This window comes from Streptomyces poonensis, assembly GCF_014650915.1.
GTDB classification, from domain to species: domain Bacteria; phylum Actinomycetota; class Actinomycetes; order Streptomycetales; family Streptomycetaceae; genus Streptomyces; species Streptomyces poonensis.
The window spans coordinates 1,519,551-1,539,240 of record NZ_BMVW01000001.1 but is presented as its reverse complement, the minus strand read 5'-3'; the positions used below and the strand labels follow the sequence as shown (position 1 = coordinate 1,539,240).

Sequence of the window (19,690 nt, the reverse complement as noted above, 5' to 3'; positions counted from 1 at the left end):
AAGCCTTACAGCGCCGATGGTACTGCAGGGGGGACCCTGTGGGAGAGTAGGACGCCGCCGAACAATTCTTGAGAAAGGCCCCGAACCTTATGGTTCGGGGCCTTTCTGCGTTGACGATGTGCTCAGGGTGACGGCTTCACCAGACGCGTGTCGTACGCGAAAATCACTGCCTGCACCCGGTCACGTGAACCGGTCTTCGCGAGTATGCGGCCCACATGTGTCTTCACCGTGGATTCCGCGAGATGGAAATGCTCGGCGATCTCCGTGTTCGTCGATCCCTGGCCGATCGCCGTGAGGATCTCGCGTTCGCGCTCCGTGAGGGTGGCCAGGCGGGTGTCCTCGGCGCGCGAATGGTCGCTGCCGGTCGGGAGGTGGTCGACGTACGCGTCCAGGAGCCGGCGGGTCAGGCTCGGTGCCACCACCGCGTCGCCGGAAGCCACCGCGCGGATGCCTGACAGGAGCTCCTCCGGCAGTGCGTCCTTCACCAGGAAGCCCGAGGCACCGGCGCGCAGACCGGCGTACGCGTAGTCGTCGAGGTCGAACGTGGTGAGGATCAGAACGCGGGTGCGGTCTCCCGAGGCCACGATGCGCCGTGTCGCCTCGATGCCGTCGAGGCCCGGCATGCGGATGTCCATCAGGACGACGTCGGGGCGGAGCCGGTCCACCATGCGTACCGCCTCCATGCCGTTGGATGCCTCGCCGAGCAGCTCCATGTCGTCCTGGCTCTCCAGGAGCATGCGGAAGCCGAAGCGCTGCATCGGCTGGTCGTCCACGATGAGTACGGTCGTCACGTGCCGGGGTTCCCGTTCTCTCTTCGAGTGTCGAGTGCCGTCGATTCAGGAGGCAGGCGCAGGTGCACCCGCCAGCCGCCGCCGGGTAGTGGGGCGGCCTCAAGTGTGCCGTCGTACAACGCGGTTCGCTCGCGCATTCCGGTGATGCCGCGGCCCTCGGCGCCGTCCCAGCCTCCGTTCCCGCACCGGCCCGCACCCGTGTCGGTCACCGTGACCGTGATGCCGTCGGGTGCGTAGGTCGCGTCGACGGTCGCCGACGCAGCCTCCCCGCCGTGCTTCAGCGTGTTCGTGAGGGCCTCCTGGACCACTCGGTAGACAGTCAGCTGGCGGCCGGCCGACTGCGCGGGTGCGGTCCCCTTGACGGTCAGGGAGACCTGTAGGCCGGTGGACCGTACGGACTCGACGAGTGAGGCCAGATCCGCCAGGCCCGGTTGCGGTGCGCGGGTGGGGCTGTCGCTCGTCCCTTCCCCTTCGCGCAGGACGCCGAGCAGTCGGCGCAGTTCCGACAGGGCCTGTCGGCTCGTCGTGCCGATCGCCTCCAGGGCCTGGACTCCGCGGTCCGGGCTTTTCCTCGCGGCGTACGCGCCGCCGTCGGCGAGCGTGGTGATGACCGAGAGGTTGTGGCCGATGATGTCGTGCATCTCCCGCGCGATGCGGGCGCGCTCGGCCGCGGCCGCGAGCTGGGCCTGCTGGTCGCGCTCCACCTCCAGCCGGCGGGCCCGGTCCACAAGGGAGTCCGTGTACTCCTTGCGGGAGCGGACCGCGATGCCGAGGAGTGCCGTGAGCGTGAAGGTCCAGATGCCGGGGCCGAGCTGCCAGTCCCAGGCGCCCTGTGGGTAGCGCACCGTACCCACCACGAGGGGCGCGAGTGTCATCGAGGCCGCCCAGGCGAGCTCCCGGATCGGCCGGTGCAGAGCGACGTGGAAGATCACGACGCCCTGCACCAGGGAAGCCTGGAGGATCGCCCCCGTCCACCCGTTCAGGAGGGAGAACGGCGCGATCACCAGGAGCACCGTCAGGGGGCGGCTGCGACGCCACAGCAGCGGGACGGTGAAGCCGAGGCTCATGCAGATGAGCAGCCAGCCCGGTACGTCCGTGTTCTGCGCGGTGCGGCGCCATCCGCTGCTCGCGTAGTCCGTCAGGGCCGCGATCACCCAGAACGAGGTGAGAGTGAGGTCCCACGCCCGCGGGCGGCGCTCGTCGAAGGCGCGTATCCGCTGGAGCAGGCCCTGCACAAGGGTGGTCAACGGGTGGGGCGTGGTCACGGGGCCATCTTCGGCAATTCCGGTCACGGCCGCAGCCCCCTTTCGCATCCCACGTTCCGTCATACGTCCCGGTGCTTGAGCAGGACACCGGCCACCGCCACCGTCCCCACTGCCCACAGGCCCAGCGCCAGCAGGGAAGCGGCCGGTGAGGGAAGGCCCGGCAGGGCGTCGAGGGCGGAGACGTTGCCCGCGGCCTGGGCCGGGAAGTACTCGACGGCGGTGTCCACGGCGTCGATCGGGATCATGCCCACGATCTCCGGGAGGATCATGACGCCGCCGACGAAGGCCCCGATGCCGCCCGCGACCGAGCGCAGCAGCGCGCCGAGGCCGAGGGCGAACACGGAGAGCGCGGTGACGCCCGCCGCGGTGCCGGCCACCGCTCCCAGTACGTTCGGGTCGGTGAGGGGCGCCTCCTGGTCGGTGCCGGACAGCAGGGCCTGGGCCAGCGGGTAACCGATCAGGCAGGCGGCGAAGGTGACGGGAAAGACGGTGGCCGTGAGGACGGCGGCCTTCGCCCACAGGACCGGCACCCGGCGGGGTACGGCGGTGAGGGAAGCGCGGATCGAGCCCGTCGTGTACTCGCCCGCGGTGACCAGTACGCCCAGCACGGGCAGGGTGATCCAGGCGAGCTGGATCCCGGCGAGGCCGAGCTGGATGGGGTCGACTTGCTCGCGGCCGCCGGTGTCGTAGTTGGCGGCGACGATCAGACCCGTGCCGACGATCAGGACGGCCGAGGCGGCAAGAGTGATCCAGGAGGACCGCAGGGTCCAGAACTTGTGCCACTCGGAGCGCAGGACACGGGCCGGAGTGACGACGTACGGGGAAGAGGTGGTGGCCGCGGTCACGCCGAGGCTCCTTCCATGGTGGGTGCGGTGGGCTTCAGGGAGGCGTTGTACTCGACCGAGTCCCTGGTCAGGTCCATGAAGGCCTGCTCCAGCGATGCGGTCTGCGGGGTGAGTTCGAAGAGGGGGATGCCGTGGGTGGCGGCCGTGCGGCCGATGTGCCGGGCGTCCGTGCCGCGTACGTCGAGCCGCCCGTCGCCGTCCGGGCTGATCTCGATGCCCGGTCCGGCGAGCAGGGAGGCCAGCCGGGCCGCCTCGGGTGTGGCGACCTGGACGCTGCCGGCCCCCGCGTCGCGTACGAACGCGGCGACCGTGGTGTCCGCGAGCAGCCGCCCGCGGCCGATGATGACCAGGTGCTCGGCGGTGAGGGCCATCTCGCTCATCAGGTGGGACGAGACGAAGACGGTACGGCCCTCCGCGGCGAGGGACTTGAGGAGGTTGCGCACCCACAGCACGCCCTCCGGGTCGAGTCCGTTGACCGGCTCGTCGAGGATGACGGTCGCCGGGTCGCCCAGCAGCGCGGCCGCGATGCCGAGGCGCTGGCCCATGCCCAGGGAGAAGCCCTTGACGCGGCGGTGGGCGACCTCGGCGAGGCCGGTCAGTTCCAGGACGTGGGTGACGCGGTCGCGCGGGATGCCGTGGGTGAGGGCGAGCGCGCGGAGGTGGTCGTACGCGGTACGGCCGGGGTGGACCGAGCGGGCCTCCAGCAGGGCGCCGACCTCCGTCAGGGGCGCGGGATGGCCGGCGTACGCGCGGCCGCCCACCGTGGCGTGGCCGCGGGTGGGGGCGTCCAGGCCGAGGATCATGCGCATGGTCGTGGACTTGCCCGCGCCGTTCGGGCCGAGGAAACCGGTGACCGCGCCGGGGCGGACCGTGAAGGTCAGGTCGTCGACGGCTGCCTTGTCGCCGTAGCGCTTGGTGAGGTGACTGATCTTCATCATGCCGTCGATGCTCGTCCGCGTGGGGGCGTGGGGCGTCGGACGACGGCCGTATATGGGGTGAGGGGGGTGGTACCCCGGTACTACGGTGGCCCGTATGGACCTTGAGGGTGTCGTCGTACGGGCGATCCGGGCCGAGGAGTGGGTGCGGGTCAGGCGGTTGCGGCTGGAGGCGCTGCGCGATCCGGTGGCGGACCTGGCGTTCCTGGAGACGTACGGGACGGCTGTCACCAGGCCGGACTCCTACTGGCGGGAACGGACGGCCGGGGCGGCCGAGGGGGAGCGGGAACGGCGGCAGTTCATCGCCGAGACGGCCGGCGGGGAATGGGTCGGCTCGGTGACCGTCCTCCTGGAGCGGGCCGGTACGCAGGACCCGTTCGGAGGGACGGTCAAGCGCGACCAGGGGCACGTCGTCGGGGTGTACGTGCGGCCCGGGTACCGGGGTGACGGGGCGGGGGTGACCCGGGCGCTCTTCGATGCCGCGCTGGAGTGGGCCTGGGCGGCGGGCGTGGAGCGGGTGCGGCTGTTCGTGCACGAGCGGAACGGGCGGGCCGAGGCGTTCTACCGCAAGGCCGGGTTCGTGGCCGCCGGGGTGAGGGCGGCGGCGCCCTCCGAGACCGGTGGGGAGGAGCTGGAGTACGAGATCAAGCGGTCCGAGACCAGCAATTCGCACGAAGCCGGCGGCTCGTACTAGACCGGCAGTTCGTACTGCGGCCACCTCGCCCGGCCCTGTTCCCGGGAGCGCATCAGCGCCAGCGTCGGCAGGCCGCCGTCCGCTCCGCTCGTCAGGAGCTCGGGGAGCTGGGGGAGCGGCGCGACCGCCGCGACGTCGTCCAGGACCAGGGTGAGTGGTGGGTCGAGGCGGCCGGAGGATGACCGTTCGGCCATGCGCCGGCCGCGCTCGACCACGCTTGCGGTGAGGGCGGTGAGGAGGGGCATGGCCCCTGGAGTCGCCCGGGGGTCCTCGATGGGTTCCCCTACCACGTAAAGCGTTCCCCCCTCGTTGATGAAGGAATCCAAGGCGAGGGAGTCAGTCCGGTTGGGAGTGCAGGCCTCGCGGACGTTGACCGTGGAGAGGGCGGAGAGGGCGCGGGCCGTCAGTTCCTGGGCCATGTCGCGTCGTTCGGGGTGCGAGGTGAGGGCCGACTCGAGTTCGCCCGCCGTGCCCGACACCGCTTTCGGATTGGTGCGCAGGGCCCGTACCGCGTCCTGTACCTGGCTGCCCTGGGCCCAGCGGTGGACGTGGCGGATGGTGCGGCCGTCCACGGCGGCGGCGTGCAGATAGCAGCGGAGGAGCGTTTCGGCGACGTCCGCGAGGGCCTGGTCGATCTTGGCGGTGGGGCGGACGGGAGCGAGCAGGGCCGCCGCCCGTGCCGCCGCGGTCGCCTTGTCCTCGCAGCCGCGGGAGGGCGACCAGTGGAGGCGGGCCGGGGTGTCGCACAGGTGGGACGGGTCGTAGAGGAGCACCGGGCCCAGCTTGGCGCGGGCGTCCTTGGTGTCCGACCACAGGGCGGCACTGGAGGTGACGACCAGGGCGGGACCCTCGGCGTCCCGGAGCGCCTGGGCGGCGAGGGGATGACGGGTGTCGGCGGAGCCGAGGATCACGGGGCCGCGCGGGCTGCTGCGGGGGGCGGGAAAGGGGACGGTGAGGTTCGGGGAAGGGCCGGTCTCGCCCTGCGGAGGTGCACTCGCCTCCGTGGTGAGGAGAGGCGTCGGTGCGGGCTCGGGCGCGGCCTTCGGTACGAAGTGCGGTTCCGGTTCCGGTTGCGGCTGCGGCTGCGGCTCCGGGGGAGCCGGTGGACGTACGGCCGCGTGCCTCGCCCTCTCCGCCTTCTCCGCCTTCTCCCGTGCCCGTACCGCCCGCCACCGCGCCACCGTCCCCACCACGAACACGGTGAGCACCGTCAGCACCATCACCTGGCCGATGAGCAGCCCCCAGAAGAGGCCGTAACCGGAGAACTGGTCCGCGGGGGCGTCCGGCCAGGCGCCCGCGAGGTCGTGCGGGTTGGCGATGAGGTGGCGCATCGCGAGGGGCGTACGGGCGAAGGTGACGCCGTCCGGCCAGCCGCCGTGGGCGAAGAGGCCGGCGAGGCCCGTGGCCGTCCACACCAGGACGGTCATGCCGAGGAGGAAGGCGATGATCCCGAGCAGCAGTCCGTCGGGGATGCCCCGCTCGCCCGCGCCGTGCCGGTCACGCTCGTCCGCTCTCATCCCGTGCCACCGTTCTCAGCCATCGTGCTCACGTGCTCGAAAAGCTTTCGTGCTCACCCTGCCCGCCACACTCACGCCACCGTCGACTCCGACGACCCGTCCAGGTCGGCGAGGTGCTGCTCGACGAACGCGGCCGCCCGCTCCTCGGCCTCCAGCTCGGCGGCGCGCAGGGCGTCGTCCGCGTAGTCGCTGGCGGACTCCGTCATCGCGCGGTCCGTGAAGACCAGGGGGCGTTCGGTCTCGGTGACCAGGTGCTTGACCACCTGGACGTTGCCGTTGACGTCCCACACCGCGATGCCGGGCGTGAGGGTGGGGATGATCTCGACCGCCCAGCGGGGCAGGCCGAGGACCCGGCCCGTCGCCCTCGCCTCGTCGGCCTTCTGGGCGTAGATCGTCCTCGTCGACGCCATCTTCAGGATCGCGGCCGCCTCCTTCGCCGCCGCGCCGTCCACCACGTCGGACAGGTGGTGGACGACCGCCACGAAGGACAGGCCGAGCCGCCGGCCGAACTTCAGCAGCCGCTGGAAGAGCTGGGCCACGAACGGGCTGTTGATGATGTGCCAGGCCTCCTCGACCAGGAAGATGCGCTTCTTCCGGTCGGGACGGATCCAGGTGTGCTCCAGCCACACGCCCACGATCGCCATGAGGATCGGCATGGCGATGGAGTTGCGGTCGATGTGGGACAGGTCGAAGACGATGAGCGGGGCGTCCAGGTCGATGCCGACCGTGGTCGGACCGTCGAACATGCCGCGCAGGTCACCGTCGACCAGGCGGTCCAGGACGAGCGCTACGTCCAGACCCCAGGCCCGTACGTCGTCTATGGCGACGTTCATGGCCTCCGCGGACTCAGGTTCGGGGTGGCGGAGCTGCTCGACGATGTCCGTCAGGACCGGCTGGCGGTCGAGGACGGTCTCGTTGACGTACGCGTGCGCGACCTTGAGCGCGAAGCCGGAGCGCTCGTCCAGGCCGTGCCCCATCGCGACCTCGATGATCGTGCGGAGCAGCGCGAGCTGGCCGGTCGTCGTGATCGCCGGGTCGAGCGGGTTGAGGCGGATGCCGTGGTCGAGGGCGGCCGTCGGGTCGAGCCGGATGGGCGTTATGCCCAGCTGCTCCGCGATGAGGTTCCACTCGCCGACGCCGTCCTCGCCCTGCGCGTCCAGGACGACGACCTGGCGGTCGCGGAAGCGCAGCTGGCGGAGGACGTACGTCTTCTCCAGCGCCGACTTGCCGTTGCCGGACTCGCCGAGGACCAGCCAGTGCGGGGCGGGGAGCTGCTGACCGTACAGCTGGAAGGGGTCGTAGATGTAGCCCTTCCCGGAGTACACCTCACGGCCGATGATCACGCCCGAGTCGCCGAGGCCGGGGGCGGCGGTCGGCAGGTAGACCGCCTGGGCCTGGCCTGTCGACGTGCGCACCGGGAGTCTGGTCGTCTCGACCTTGCCGAACAGGAAGGACGTGAAGGCGTCCGTGAGAGCGGACAGCGGGTCCCGCATGGCAGCAGTCCTACCTTCGAATGCCGGTGGCGAACGGAAGGGTGTTGACGAAGGCGCGATGGTGCTCCCGGTCGCACCACTCCAGCTTCAGGTACGACTTGCCGGCCGACGCCCTTATCGTCCGCTTGTCGCGGGCGAGGGCCTCCGGGTTGCGCGAGGAGACGGTGATGTAGCCGACCAGGTTGACGCCGGCGGCGCCGCTCGCGAGGTCCTCGCCGCGCTGGTCCAGACGGCTGTGGGAGGCGAGGTCGCGCGGGTCGACGGTGCGGTTCATCTTGGCGGCGCGGCTGGCCTCGGCCTCGTCGTTGGTCTTCTCGGTGAGCATGCGCTCGATGGCGATCTCGGTGGGTTCGAGGTCCATCGTCACGGCGACCGTGCGGATGACGTCCGGGGTGTGGACGAGCAGCGGCGCCAGGAAGTTCACGCCGACCGGGGTCATCGGCCACTCCTTGATCCAGGCGGTGGCGTGGCACCAGGGGGCGCGGCTGAGGGACTCGCGGGTCTTGGCCTGGAGGAACGTGGGCTCCCGCGCGTCCAGCTCGGCCGGCCAGGTGTTGCGCCTGCTCATGGCCTGGATGTGGTCTATGGGGTGGTCCGGGTCGTACATGGAGTGGATGAGGGAGGCGAGGCGGCCCTGGCCCAGCGGCTGCCGGACGCGGATGTCGGCCTCCTGGAGGCGCGAGCAGATGTCGGTCAGCTCGCGCGCCATGACGACGGCGAGCCCCGCGTCCTTGTCGAGCCTCCTGCCGCCGCCCTGCGGGCGGATGGCGCGGGCCATGGCGTGCGCCTCGGCGGCCAGCTCGCGCGTGTAGTGCATACAGGCGACCAGGTACGCGCGGTGCTGCTCGCTGCTGGTGGACACCATGGACTGCAGCTGGTCGTACGACTGCTGGAGCCACCCCGGGGCCCGCTCGTCCCCGCGCAGGGCGACGTCCTTGTTGTGGGCGTCGGGGTCGGCGGGGAGGGTGCGGGCGAGCATCTGGAGGCGGGTGACGAAGCCGTCGCCGTTCGCCACGTGCTTGAGCAGCGTGCCGAAACGGTCGACCAGGGCCTCCTGGTCCTCCGAGTCGCGCAGGCCGACGCCGGGGCCCTCGATCTCGATGGCGGCGGTCACGGTGCGCCGGTCGGCGTGGAGCAGGACGGCGATCTCGTCGGGGCCGAACGGCGCGGCCAGCCAGGCGATGCGGCCGATGCCCGGCGGGGGCCCGACCTCCACCTCGCGTCCGTCGAGCCGGGTGCCGGCCTCCATGGAGCCTGAACGGTACGTCGCGCCCCTGCGCAGGGTGCGCTTGAAGCTTCGGTTGATCTCGAACCACCTGTAGAACGTCCGGCGCTTGTACGGCACGTACACGGCCGCCAGCGCCAGCATCGGGAAACCCATCAGCAGCACGATCCGCAGGGACAGGACCGGGACGAGCAGCCCGCACATCATGCCGAGGAACGCGCCCGCGATGATCAGCGTGATCTCGCCGGTCTCACGGTTGCGGCCGATCATCGCGTTGGGCCGGGCGCGGCCGATCAGATAGGTGCGGCGGGGCGTGACCGGATGGGACGTATGGGACTCGGTCGTCAACGCCCCTCACCTCCCATGCGGTTCGTACTGCTGTTCCGGGTGCTGCTGGCATGTGGGGTGTTGGCCGGGCTCGTACGTGGCGGGGGTGCGGCGGAGGGGACAGTTCCGCCGCCACCGCCCGCGGGCGTACGCGTGCTGTGCGCGGCCACGCCCGAAGAGGCGGGGTTGGTCTGGCGGGCCGCCGAGGCTCCGCCTCCCCCTCCGCCGCCTCCGTTGTTGTCCGCCCGGGTGCTGTGGGTCTTGATGCCCTGGGCGACGAGGGTGGCGGGCGAGCTGATGACGGCCGCGGCCTTGCGCTCGGCGCCCTGCATGATGCGGTTGTTGCGGGAGCCGGCGATCTCGTCGCCGAAGCCGGGCACGAAGCGGTAGATCATCGCCGAGGCGAAGATCGCCAGCAGGATGATGGAGAGGCCGGAGACGACCGCGGAGAAGGCGTCCGGCCCGTCGTCGCCCGCGAGCGCGCCCGCCAGCCCCAGCACGATCACGATGACCGGCTTCACCAGGATCACGGCGATCATGATCCCGGCCCAGCGGCGGACGTGGCCCCACAGGTTCTTGTCGACGAGACCGGCGTACACGACGGTGCCGAGCAGGGCGCCGACGTACAGCAGCGCGGCCCGGATCACCAGCTCCAGCCACAGGACACCGGCCGCGAGGATGGACACCAACGACACCACGATCAGCATGATCGGTCCGCCGCCGATGTCCTCGCCCTTCTCCAGGGCGCCGGCGAAGTTGCCGAAGAAGGTGTCGGTCTGGTCGCCGGTCGCCTTGGCGAGCACGTCGCTGACGCCGTCGGTCGCGGAGACGACGGTGTAGAGGATCAGCGGGGTGAAGGCCGAGGCGAGCACGGTCAGCCAGAGGAACCCGACGGCTTCGGAGATGGCCGTGGTCAGGGGCACCCCGCGCACGGCCCGCTTGGCCACCGCGAGCAGCCACAGGATCAGGGTGAGGATCGTGGAGGCGGCGAAGACGACGGCGTACTGCTGGAGGAACGTCGAGTTCGTGAAGTCGACGTTCGCGGTCTCCTCGACGGCCTCGGACAGCTTTTTGACCGTCCAGGAGGCGGCGTCGGCGCAGCCCTGGGCGAGGGAGGAGAGGGGGTCGAGGGTGTCGGTGAGGTCGTTGGAGGTGGTGCCGCCGCCTCCGCCGCTGCCGTTGTCTTCCTCGCAGTACTTCTTGGCGTCGCCGACGATCAGGTCACAGCTGTCGTCCGAGGGGCTCGGCGTCGGCTCGGCGTGGGCGCGGGTCGCCAGCAGCACGAGTGCCGTCTGTACGGCTGCCACCGCTCCGGTGAGCCTGAGCGCACGGTTCGGGCTATCGGGCATACGTGAACCCTCCGTACTCCTCGACGGCCTTGCTGATCTCTTCGGAGGTGGCGGCCTTGTCGTCACCGGGGACCGGCGCGGGGCCGTCCTTCTGCGAGTCTGCGGCGATCTTCCAGTCGCCGTCGGACCACTGCAAACTGAACGTCCACGTCTTCCACGTGGTGGTGACGGGATCGGTGGACTTCTCGCCGGACATGCCGATGAGACCCATGTACCAGACCGACACCTTGGCCGTGCTGTCGCGGTACTCCAGGACCGTCGTGCCCACGGGGAGCACGCGCGAGACGAAGGTGTCGCCGTCCGGTGGGTTGCCCTCGGCGTCGAGGCCCATCCTGCTGAGGAACTCGGCCGAGTACGCCTTGTCCAAGGGGCCCTGGAGTTCGGCGGCCGCGGCGGACGTGTAGACGGTGTCGACGATTCTCTGCCGGGTGTCCTTGCGGAACATGCCGGTCGAGCCGAGCGTCACCGCGTAGTTGGCGGCAGCCGACTGCGCCCCCTGCTCGTCATGCGCGTACCCCGTCGGGATGCCCGCCGTCTCGCCCTCCACCGCCTGCTCGCCCGACGCGGCCGTGGGCGCGCTCTCCGCCTTGTCGCCCCCGGTGGAACCGCTCCCGGAGTCGTCGCCTCCGCGGTTGGCGAACGCAATGGCGGCGATCAGCAGCACCACCACGCCCACCACGGTCACCAGGTTGCGCGGGGAGGACGAACGGCCCCGCCGGGCACCCCCGTACACGTCGTCGTGGGAGTCGGGGAGCCGGGTGCGGGTCTGGCCCGTACCGCCGTACGAGTCGCCGTACGAGTCGCCGTACGGCCCGCCGCCGTGTTCCTCACCGGCACTCATGCCGTGTACGCCCCCTCGACCTCGCACGGAACGACCTGGTGTGGCAGAAGTGCGTCCGGCACCTCACGGACCAGCCTCTCGTACCGGAACGCATAGCAGTACGAAGGTAGCCGTGCTGAAACCCGTGCGGGAGCGGTGTGGTGACTTGACATCAAAGGGACGCAACCTCAGCCGGTGGGCACGACGGACGGACGGGGCAGGGACCTGACGAGCCGTGGGCTCTCGGCCGGCCGGGCTATACGGCCATGCCGTACACGATCGTGAAGAGCGTGCCCAGGGAACCGATGATGAAGACGCCGGTCAGGCCCGCGATGATGAGGCCCTTGCCCTGTTCGGCGCTGAACGTGTCGCGCAGGGCCGTGGCGCCGATGCGCTGCTTGGCAGCGCCCCAGATCGCGATGCCCAGGCAGAGCAGGATGGCGATCGCCATCACCACCTCGATCATCACGCGCGCCTCGTTGCCCAGGCTGCCGAAGGGTCCCCAGTCCGGGGCGATACCGCCGATGATGGTGGTGATGTCGCCCTTTTCGGCCGCAAGGAACATGTAAGTCACCGCCCCTAGTGGGTAGTTCTGCACCCTCTGACACGGGTGCGCAGAGGTCGGGCCCATTCTCGCCGACAATGCCGCTGTCGTATGTCGACTTGGCGTCATTGATTGGCGGGTTTCGTATGTATCCCTTGCAACCGGCCGGTACGAGCCCCTAGCGGGGGGCGCGGAGCGGCATGTGAAGGGTCGTTTTGTCACTCTGTGTATCACGGTTGATCACGCCCGGCAATGAGGGCGAACCGGAACCCGGGGCGAGGGTCTGTCGTTAGTCCCTCTTCGCTCCCGCTCCACGGGTGCGTGGCAGGGTGCGGCGTGGGTGACTGCGGACGGTCTGTGTGCCCGGCAGCCGAGCGGAGGCCGATCACTGTCCGGTTTTGACGGGGTGTCGGTCGGCGTGTTCAGCGTTTCGAGTGTGCCGGAAGGGGCCGTGAGGCGTGCGTGTGGGGGGCGCGGGAGGTGCCGGTGTCCCGTGTGGGCGGTGGCGCGGCCCGGGTGACTTTGGCCGGAAGTAGACGGGTGCCGCCGCGGTCGCCGCGCGCGAGGAGGCCGTCGTGCCGCGCCCGTCCCCCCGGCGGGCGCGGCCGTACGGCGGTGCCGCGCCCCTCCCCCGTGCGGGCGCGGCACCGGGTCCGGACGAGTCGTGGGACCCTCCGGACGCGGCGAGTGCCTTACCACTGTGCGACGGGGGACGGGGGTGTTCCAGGGTTTGCCGCTGTGCGCAAATCTTCGGTCGGAGGCGGTCAGTCGGGGAGGCGGCCGTTCAGCAGGGCCAGGCCCAGGCCCGTCACGTGGTGCCGTACCGCCTGGCCGGCGCGCCGCGTCTCCAGGAGGCCCGCCGCGCGCAGTACGGACGCATGGCGGCTGACCACCGGCAGGGCGACCCCCGCCCGGGCGGCGAGTTCCGTCGTCGTACCGGGCGTGACGGCCGACTCCAGGATCGCCGCGCGCGTACGGCCGAGCAGGCCGCTGAGCGGGGACGGGCCGCCGGGGGATCCGGAACCCTCCTCGGGGAGTCCCGGAGTCAGCCAGCCCAACTGCTGCCGCAGCGGGTAGACCAGCACCGGCGGGCGGTCCGCGTCCAGGAGCGTGATCGGCTGGATGCGCAGGAAGAGGGACGGTACGAGGACCAGGCCGCGGCCCTCGAGGTAGAGGTCCTGTTCGGCGTAGACGGGGATGTGCAGCACCGGCGCTTCCCAGCGGGCCCGCGGGTGCAGCTCCGCGAGCAGCCGGTCGACGCCGCCGGACAGTAACGCTCTGGCGCGCCGTTCGCGGTCCGCCTCGGTGTGTGCGCGCATGCGCTCCTGGTACGGCGCGAGCGCCACCCGGTGGTACGCGGCCATCGCCTCGCCGAGCTTCCGCAGGACCGGGGCCTTGGCGTCGGCCAGGTCCCGGGTCCAGGGGGTGGGCGGTGTGTCGTTCGCCAGCGTGGCCAGATCCGCCCGCAATGCGCTGCGGGGAGTGGACAGCACACGGTCCACCTGGGTCGCGAAGTCCGCCTCGCCGCGGCCCGGCGTGAGGAAGTCGGGCGAGTAGCCCCACGGCCGGGCCAGTTCCATGAGCAGCCGGGCCGACGCGGGCAGCGCGGCGAGTGTTCTGCGCCGCCACTCGCCGAACACGAGTGACCCTTCCTTCTCCTGCAGTGTGTGCAGACTCAGCAGCACGTCCCAGAGCGGATCGGTGTGCTCGGCGACGGTGATGTTGCGCAGGTCCTCGCCGGTGAAATGGATGCGCAGCATGGGGTCCCCCTTCGCGTAGGGGGACGATAAGCATGTGCGGCTGGCCTGATCCAGCGGCATATTGATCGAGATCAGGTCATTTTTCCGGCCGCGCCGGCGCCGTGCCGTCGACTCCGTCGAGTTCGACGCCCTCCACGAAGTGGTCGAACTCGCCCGCCTGTACGCCGAGGACGAAGGCGTCCCACTTGCGGCGGTTGGTGGTCACGACGGTGGCTGGGTCGCTGGTCTCGCGGAGGTAGACGGGTGCCTCGTCGTCGTCCCCCTCGCCGAAGGCGATCTCGATCCAGGGGCCGGGGCCGGTGGCGTTCTCGGGGGCGGCTCGGATCCAGTCGAGGTCGGTGGGGATGTCAGCCACGGTGACGTTCCTTTTTGAGGGTGCGGAGGAGGGAGTGGAAGGCGTGGGGGGTGGTGGTGAGGACGGTCCGGGTGGGGTCGGCGGATTCGGTGAGGTGGATGGTGGGGTGGGGGGTGGCGGCCACCTGTACGCAGGCTTCGCCTTCGGAGCAGTGAGCTGACTTCTGCCAGGTGCGGGCTATGTGAACGCAGGATTCGCCTTCGCCGCAGTAGGACGACTTCTGCCAGGCGGGAGTGGGCACGTTCACCTCTCAGGTGGTCTGGACGATGTGGTGGATGAGGGCCCGGGACTCGGTCTCGATCAGACTGAGCGCTGTCAGACGGTCCAGGACTCGGCGGTACTTGTCGAGTTGCGCCTCAGCGTCCAGCAGGGTGCTTCCATGGGCTTGGTCGAGTTGGACGGTGTCGAGCTGCGGCACCGCCCCGTGCACGTAGTAGATAGGTTGCCCGGCTCCCGGGAAGCCACCGGCGTCGAACGGAATGACCAAGACGGTGATGTTGGGATGCTCACTCATCTTGAGTAGATGCTTGAGCTGCCTCCTGGCCACATCGCGCCCGCCGAACCGCATACGCAGTGCTGCCTCGTGAATGACCGCTTGGTAGGGGACGGGGTTCCGATTGTTGAAGATGATCCCCTGGCGTTTGATCCGGAATGACGTGCGGTGCTCCACCTCTGGAGGTGACAGCTCGGGAACGACCTGACGGAAGACCTCACGGGCGTGGTCCATGGTCTGCAGGAGACCGGGAATTCCTGATGTGTGCGCGGTGCGCAGGGCAGACCCGTAGTGCTCGACTTCGGCGAGGTCCAGTAGCGGAGCGGGGAGCAACTCGCGGTACTCCTCCCACCAGCCCCGCTTCCGATCCGGAGTCATGGCCGCCAGTGCCTCGACCAGTGCCGTATCCGAGCAGGCGTAATGGCAGGCGATCGTGCGCAAACGCTCCGGACTCACCCCATGCCGACCAGCCTCGATGTTGCTGACCTGGTTCTGCCTGATGCCGAGGAGCTGCGCGGCCTGCGTCGAGGTCAGGCCCGCGCGCTCGCGCATCTTGCGGAGTTCGGTGCCCAGTCGGAGTTGACGTCCGGTCGGGGTGCCTCTCATGGCCAACGTGGTTCTCCCTCGGCCGTGGTGTCACCCACAAGCCTGAATACTGAAGCACTTTGAGCCTTCAGGTCTAACAACTTACAACCTTGCCGCTACCTTGAAGTCACCGCTCAACTCCCCTCCGTGATCGGAGACTTCCATGGCCACCGTATCCCCGTCCTGGAACTACACCCTCCACCTCCCCCGCGACCCGAAGGCCCCCGGCGTCGCCCGCGCCACCCTCCGCACCGTCCTGACCGCCCACGGTCTCGCCCAACTCCTCCCCACCGCCGAACTCCTGGCCTCCGAGCTCCTCACCAACGCCCACCTCCACACCGCCGGCCCCTACGCCCTCCGTATCCGGTCCCTCCAACCCGGCGGCCGGCTCGTCGTCGCCGTCTGGGACACCGACCCACGAGTTCCGGCCGCTTTCCAGCAGGGTGCCCCCGTCGACGTACCGCCGGAAGACGCGGAGCACGGCCGCGGCCTTCATCTGCTCCGGGCCTGCGCCGATGCCTGGGGTGTGTCCGTGCTGCGGGAGCTCGGTGTGTCCAAGGGGGGCAAGCTGCTTTGGGCCGAGTGCCGAAGCCCAGGTCAGTGATCGTTCCCCAGCTGGCCATACCGCCTTACACTTCGTTGCGGTGTACTCCCAGAGGGTGAAGGGCGGCTGACGGTGCGTAAGGCATGGATCGTGGCGGTCGCCGCCCTCGGTGCCGGGCTGAGCTTCGTGATGCTGCTCGTCGTCGGGGTGTACGTCGTCGCCGGGAACCTCGTCAACGGTGCCGGCGGCGGGCCCGTCGCACTCGCCAAGGGTTCCGTTCCCGCCGCGTACGACAAGCTCGTGCAGAGGTGGGGCAATCTGTGCGACGCCATCAATCCCGCCCTGCTCGCCGCGCAGTTGTACCAGGAGAGCGGGTTCAATCCGAAGGCGCAGAGCCCGGCCGCCGCCCAGGGCATCGCGCAATTCATTCCGGGCACCTGGGCCATCCACGGAATCGACGGCGACGGTGACGGCGACCGGGATGTGTGGGACCCCAAGGACGCGATTCCCTCGGCCGCCTCGTACGACTGCAGCCTCGCCGGGTATGTGAAGACCGCCTCCGGTGACCCCACCGAGAACATGCTCGCGGCCTACAACGCGGGGCCGGACGCGGTGAACAGGTACGACGGTGTCCCGCCGTACGAGGAGACGCAGAACTATGTGAAGCGGATCACGGCGCTGGCGGAGAGCTTCGCGGCGCCCGTGGCCCGGGTGGATCCGTCGGAGCAGGCCGCCGCGGCCATCTCGTACGCGCAGAAGAAGCTGGGCACGCCCTACCTCTGGGGCGGCAACGGCACCGCCGACCAGGGCGGGCGCTTCGACTGCTCCGGGCTGACCAAGGCCGCGTACGAGAGCGTGGGGATCGAGCTGCCGCGCGTCGCGAACGACCAGTACAACGCCGGGCCGCACCCGGAACGGGACGAGCTGATGCCGGGAGATCTCGTGTTCTTCTCCGACGACCTCACGAACTCGCGGGCCATCCGGCACGTGGGCATCTATGTCGGCGGCGGGTACATGATCAACGCGCCGCGGCCGGGAGCCGTCATCCGTTTCGACCCGATCGACACCCCGGATTACTTCGGGGCGACCCGGGTGACCGAAGATGGCGCGAAAGCATTGCCGACATCCATCTGATGTCACGTAATACCGCGTAAACCCCTGCGCTGAGCTGCGAAGACGTGTCTCTCTTCGATAACGTCTGCGTGATCATTCAGTGGAGGGTGGAACGTTGTCAGGGTGACTGTGCGTTCCTTTGAAGTAGTGCATTGACGCGTTTGCGAACGTAGCGGTAGAGGTTCGCATGCGGGTCGAGTGGCTCTACGACCACGGGGGTGGCAGCAGCGGCGCACACACGGGTGCGCCGCGGAGCATGGAACAGATGACGAAGGGGCCGCTGCACGATGGCTGGTGCACTCGCCGAGTCCGTAACGCAAGCCGGAGCGCACTCCGGGGCGTATCTCGCCGAGTCCGGGTCCAACCCCGACGTCGAGCTCCTCTACGACATCAACGGCCTGGCCAAGGACGCGCCGGGCTGGGTCGACCACATCATGATGTTCATCGGTGAGTACGGCCTGCTCCTGGCCACGGTGCTCATCGTGCTGTGGTGCTGGTGGGGTGTGCGCAAGCGGGGCGCGGAGGACGCCGCATCGTCCGTCGCCGCGCTCGTGTGGGTACCGCTGGCCGCGGGTGTCGCGGTGCTGGTCAACGTCCCGATACGCAACTTCGTGGAGCGCCCACGGCCCTTCCTGGACCATGAGGGCCTGGAAGTCCTGATCGACGGCAAGAACGACTACTCGTTCGTGAGCGATCACGCCACGCTCACCATGGCGATGGGCGTCGCCCTGTTCCTCGCCAACCGCAAGTGGGGACTCGTCGGGCTCCTCTTCGGTGTGCTGGGCGGCACGCTCCGGATCTACATGGGCGTGCACTACCCGACGGACGTCATCGGCGGCTTCGCCCTCGGCACGGCCGTTGCCCTGCTGCTGTCGCCGGTGGCGATGGCGCTGCTCACCCCGGTGATGAAGGCGATCGAGCGGTCGCCGCGGGTGGGGTGGCTGATCCGGGCCCGTGGCGCGCGGGGACGGAACGGGGTCGTCGCGGACGCCCGGGTCGAGCCGACGGCGGGTTCGGCGGGCTCGGCGGGGCAGCGGGACCTGGCCGCGTAGGGAGACGAGCACGGCGCCGCGCCCCTACAGCGCCTGCGGGAACGTGAAGAACCTCTCCGGGTCGTACTTCCTCTTCACGGCCGTCAGCCGGGACGCCGCCTCCCCGTAGTACGCCTCGCGCCAGTCCGTGAGCGTGGGGTCGGTGTAGTTCTGGTACGCGGCGCCCGACGCGTACCGGGACATCGCCCGGTGGGCCGAGGCGAGCCATGACTCGGCCGCCGTCCCGGAGCCGCCCGCAGGCCAGGAGACGAGGTACTGGGCCAGCATGCGCGAGCGGCGGTGGACGAACGACGTCGCCGTGGGGGACACCTCGTTGATCTTCCCGCCGAGCGCGGTGAGCACGATGCTGCCCGTGCCGCCGCTCACCCCGGAGATCCGGGTGAGCAGGGCCTGCACGCCCGCCGGCGGGAGCGAGCGGTCGAAGAAGTCGGAGCGGGCCGCGTACGTCTCCCGGCCCAGGGCGCCCGCGGCCGTACGGCCCGGGGTCGCGCCCGGCAGATGGCACTGGGCGTCCGTGGCGAAGGACGAGCAGCCCGCGTACACCTCCATGGACTCCTCGTAGGAGCGCCGCCGCAGGGAGACGCCGCTCGCCGGTGCGCCGATCCGGTCCGCCAGACGGTCCACCGCGTTCTGGAGCTCGCCGTACGTGCCGAGGGAGAAGGCCGTGACGGAGACCGACGGGGTGCCGCCCGCCGCGCTCGCCAGATGGCACGCCGACCAGATCTCGCCGGGCTGGTCCGGGCCCCACTCCTGCCAGGCCGTGACGACGTCGGCGGCTCTCGACCACGGCCAGCGCATGTCGGCCGTCACGGACCGGGGTGCCGGGTGGGTGCGGAAGCGGAGCTCGGTGACCACGCCGAAGTTGCCGTTGCCCGCGCCGCGCAGCGCCCAGAAGAGGTCCTCGTTCTCGCCGGCGTTCGCCGTGTGCCGCTTGCCGTCCGCGGTGATCAACGTCACCTGGGTGAGGCTGTCGCAGGTCAGGCCGTACGCCCGGGAGGCGACACCGTGGCCGCCGCCGAGCGTGAGGCCGGAGACGCCGACCGTCGGGCAGGAGCCGGCGGGGATGGTGACGCCCTTGGCGGCGAGGGCGCGGTAGACGTCGATCAGCTTGGCGCCGGCGCCGATCACCGCCTCGTTCGCGGAGGCGCGGATCGTGCCCAGCTCCGACACGTCGATCACCAGGCGGCCGTCGCCCGAGGACCAGCCGGCGTAGGAGTGGCCGCCGTTGCGGATCGAGACCCGTACGTCACGGTTCCTGGCGTAGGCGAGGAGGGTGCCGATGTCGTCGGGGTGGGAGGGATAGGCGATCGCGGCGGGCTTCAGGCCGTCGAAGCGGGTGTTGTACAGCAGGCGGGCCGTGCCCCAGGAGTCGTCGCCGGGGCGGACGAGCGAACCGTCCAGGTCACCGGCGAGGGCCTGCCAGTCGGCCGCGGCGGCGCGGGTGGGCGTGGCGGTGGCCGTGGTCGTGGCCTTACCGGTCGGGGTGTCGGTGGCCGTCGATCCGGTGGTGTCCTGGGGAGCGGCCGGACCGCCGCCGCTGCAGGCCGTCGTCACCGCCGCCGTGGCCGCCGCCGTGAGGACGGCGGCGGTGCCGCCGATGAACGTGCGCCGTTCCATGTGCGCCTCCCGCTGCGCCTGCGTCGGTCCCGTGGAGCGAGACGGATCTCTGTGTACGGGGGTTCCACCGCGCGCAGTCTCCTCGCGGCCCGCCACCGGCGACTTCCGGCCAACTGGTGGCGGCTCCGGCGTCGTGGCGGCACACGGCTCGGTAGCCGGCCCCCCGCCGCCGACGGCGAGGTTCCGCGGGCGCCCGGTGGGTGGATCGTGGTCCCCGGTGGGGGCGAGGTGGGCATCCGTGCCGGTTGGTGCGGGCCGCCTCCCCGGCCCCGGCCCGCAATCGCCGCGTGTCCTCCATGTGAGCGTTCCGTGACCTCACCGGGCCGACGGCAGGGGTTCACCCGCCGTTCACTCTCGACCATCGGC

Annotated in this window: 19 protein-coding genes; 4 read left to right on the top strand and 15 right to left on the bottom strand. The window is 70.5% G+C overall.

Going from position 1 to position 19,690, the window contains the following annotated elements; all coding sequences use genetic code 11:
• Positions 1 to 122: 122 nt before the first annotated feature.
• Genes IE242_RS07000 through IE242_RS06985 form a run of 4 tightly spaced genes read right to left on the bottom strand, consistent with a single transcriptional unit; the run spans position 123 to position 3,839 of the window.
• Positions 123 to 791 carry a response regulator gene (locus IE242_RS07000; protein ID WP_189856249.1) on the bottom strand — a complete coding sequence of 223 codons (669 nt, stop codon included), beginning with the start codon at positions 789 to 791 and terminating at the stop codon, positions 123 to 125.
• Complete coding sequence (locus tag IE242_RS06995; protein ID WP_189856248.1) at positions 788 to 2,104, bottom strand: sensor histidine kinase; 1,317 nt, start codon at positions 2,102 to 2,104, stop codon at positions 788 to 790. Before IE242_RS06995 ends, IE242_RS07000 begins: the two co-directional genes overlap by 4 nt.
• Before the next feature lie 11 nt (positions 2,105 to 2,115).
• The gene (locus tag IE242_RS06990) at positions 2,116 to 2,901 is read right to left on the bottom strand and encodes an ABC-2 transporter permease family protein (RefSeq protein ID WP_189856247.1); all 786 of its coding nucleotides are present in this window, start codon (positions 2,899 to 2,901) and stop codon (positions 2,116 to 2,118) included.
• Positions 2,898 to 3,839: an ATP-binding cassette domain-containing protein gene (locus IE242_RS06985; RefSeq protein ID WP_189856246.1), complete on the bottom strand. Its 942-nt coding sequence runs from the start codon at positions 3,837 to 3,839 to the stop codon at positions 2,898 to 2,900. Before IE242_RS06985 ends, IE242_RS06990 begins: the two co-directional genes overlap by 4 nt.
• 94 nt (positions 3,840 to 3,933) lie before the next feature.
• Between IE242_RS06985 and IE242_RS06980 the strand changes: the two genes are divergently transcribed.
• Positions 3,934 to 4,530, top strand: a complete 597-nt coding sequence (locus tag IE242_RS06980) for a GNAT family N-acetyltransferase (RefSeq protein ID WP_189856245.1) — start codon at positions 3,934 to 3,936, stop codon at positions 4,528 to 4,530.
• Here the strand turns inward: IE242_RS06980 and IE242_RS06975 are convergent.
• From IE242_RS06975 to IE242_RS06930, 10 genes are all read right to left on the bottom strand, one after another.
• A complete protein-coding gene (locus tag IE242_RS06975) occupies positions 4,527 to 6,047 on the bottom strand; it encodes a P-loop NTPase family protein (protein WP_189856244.1) in 1,521 nt (506 codons plus the stop codon). The genes IE242_RS06980 and IE242_RS06975 overlap by 4 nt on opposite strands.
• Positions 6,048 to 6,118: 71 nt before the next feature.
• Complete coding sequence (locus IE242_RS06970; protein WP_189856243.1) at positions 6,119 to 7,540, bottom strand: ATP-binding protein; 1,422 nt, start codon at positions 7,538 to 7,540, stop codon at positions 6,119 to 6,121.
• Positions 7,541 to 7,550: 10 nt separating this feature from the next.
• A complete protein-coding gene (locus IE242_RS06965; RefSeq protein WP_189856242.1) occupies positions 7,551 to 9,113 on the bottom strand; it encodes an SCO6880 family protein in 1,563 nt (520 codons plus the stop codon).
• Positions 9,110 to 10,441 (bottom strand): hypothetical protein, encoded by a 1,332-nt coding sequence (locus IE242_RS06960; protein ID WP_189856241.1) that lies wholly within the window; start codon positions 10,439 to 10,441, stop codon positions 9,110 to 9,112. Before IE242_RS06960 ends, IE242_RS06965 begins: the two co-directional genes overlap by 4 nt.
• Entirely contained in the window at positions 10,431 to 11,282 is an 852-nt protein-coding gene (locus tag IE242_RS06955; protein ID WP_189856240.1) for a DUF8175 domain-containg protein, read from the bottom strand. Before IE242_RS06955 ends, IE242_RS06960 begins: the two co-directional genes overlap by 11 nt.
• 235 nt (positions 11,283 to 11,517) lie before the next feature.
• On the bottom strand, positions 11,518 to 11,826 hold the full coding sequence (locus tag IE242_RS06950; protein ID WP_030576842.1) for a DUF8827 family protein: 309 nt from the start codon (positions 11,824 to 11,826) through the stop codon (positions 11,518 to 11,520).
• Positions 11,827 to 12,569: 743 nt separating this feature from the next.
• Positions 12,570 to 13,565, bottom strand: a complete 996-nt coding sequence (locus IE242_RS06945; protein WP_189856239.1) for an ArsR/SmtB family transcription factor — start codon at positions 13,563 to 13,565, stop codon at positions 12,570 to 12,572.
• A gap of 76 nt (positions 13,566 to 13,641) precedes the next feature.
• The gene (locus IE242_RS06940; protein WP_189856238.1) at positions 13,642 to 13,920 is read right to left on the bottom strand and encodes a DUF397 domain-containing protein; all 279 of its coding nucleotides are present in this window, start codon (positions 13,918 to 13,920) and stop codon (positions 13,642 to 13,644) included.
• Positions 13,913 to 14,044: a DUF397 domain-containing protein gene (locus tag IE242_RS39060; protein ID WP_229858280.1), complete on the bottom strand. Its 132-nt coding sequence runs from the start codon at positions 14,042 to 14,044 to the stop codon at positions 13,913 to 13,915. The genes IE242_RS06940 and IE242_RS39060 overlap by 8 nt, the downstream gene beginning before the upstream one ends.
• A 126-nt stretch (positions 14,045 to 14,170) precedes the next feature.
• Positions 14,171 to 15,019: a helix-turn-helix domain-containing protein gene (locus IE242_RS06930; protein WP_189856234.1), complete on the bottom strand. Its 849-nt coding sequence runs from the start codon at positions 15,017 to 15,019 to the stop codon at positions 14,171 to 14,173.
• Between the two features lie 142 nt (positions 15,020 to 15,161).
• Between IE242_RS06930 and IE242_RS06925 the strand changes: the two genes are divergently transcribed.
• The 3 genes from IE242_RS06925 to IE242_RS06915 all read left to right on the top strand — a co-directional run bounded on the left by IE242_RS06925 (position 15,162) and on the right by IE242_RS06915 (position 17,707).
• A complete protein-coding gene (locus tag IE242_RS06925; RefSeq protein ID WP_189856232.1) occupies positions 15,162 to 15,602 on the top strand; it encodes an ATP-binding protein in 441 nt (146 codons plus the stop codon).
• A 72-nt stretch (positions 15,603 to 15,674) separates the two neighbouring features.
• Complete coding sequence (locus IE242_RS06920; RefSeq protein ID WP_189856230.1) at positions 15,675 to 16,676, top strand: C40 family peptidase; 1,002 nt, start codon at positions 15,675 to 15,677, stop codon at positions 16,674 to 16,676.
• Positions 16,677 to 16,942: 266 nt separating this feature from the next.
• Positions 16,943 to 17,707 carry a phosphatase PAP2 family protein gene (locus tag IE242_RS06915; protein ID WP_189856228.1) on the top strand — a complete coding sequence of 255 codons (765 nt, stop codon included), beginning with the start codon at positions 16,943 to 16,945 and terminating at the stop codon, positions 17,705 to 17,707.
• Between the two features lie 24 nt (positions 17,708 to 17,731).
• Here IE242_RS06915 and IE242_RS06910 read toward each other — a convergent pair whose 3' ends face one another.
• On the bottom strand, positions 17,732 to 19,324 hold the full coding sequence (locus IE242_RS06910) for an FAD-binding oxidoreductase (protein ID WP_189856226.1): 1,593 nt from the start codon (positions 19,322 to 19,324) through the stop codon (positions 17,732 to 17,734).
• Positions 19,325 to 19,690 lie beyond the last annotated feature (366 nt).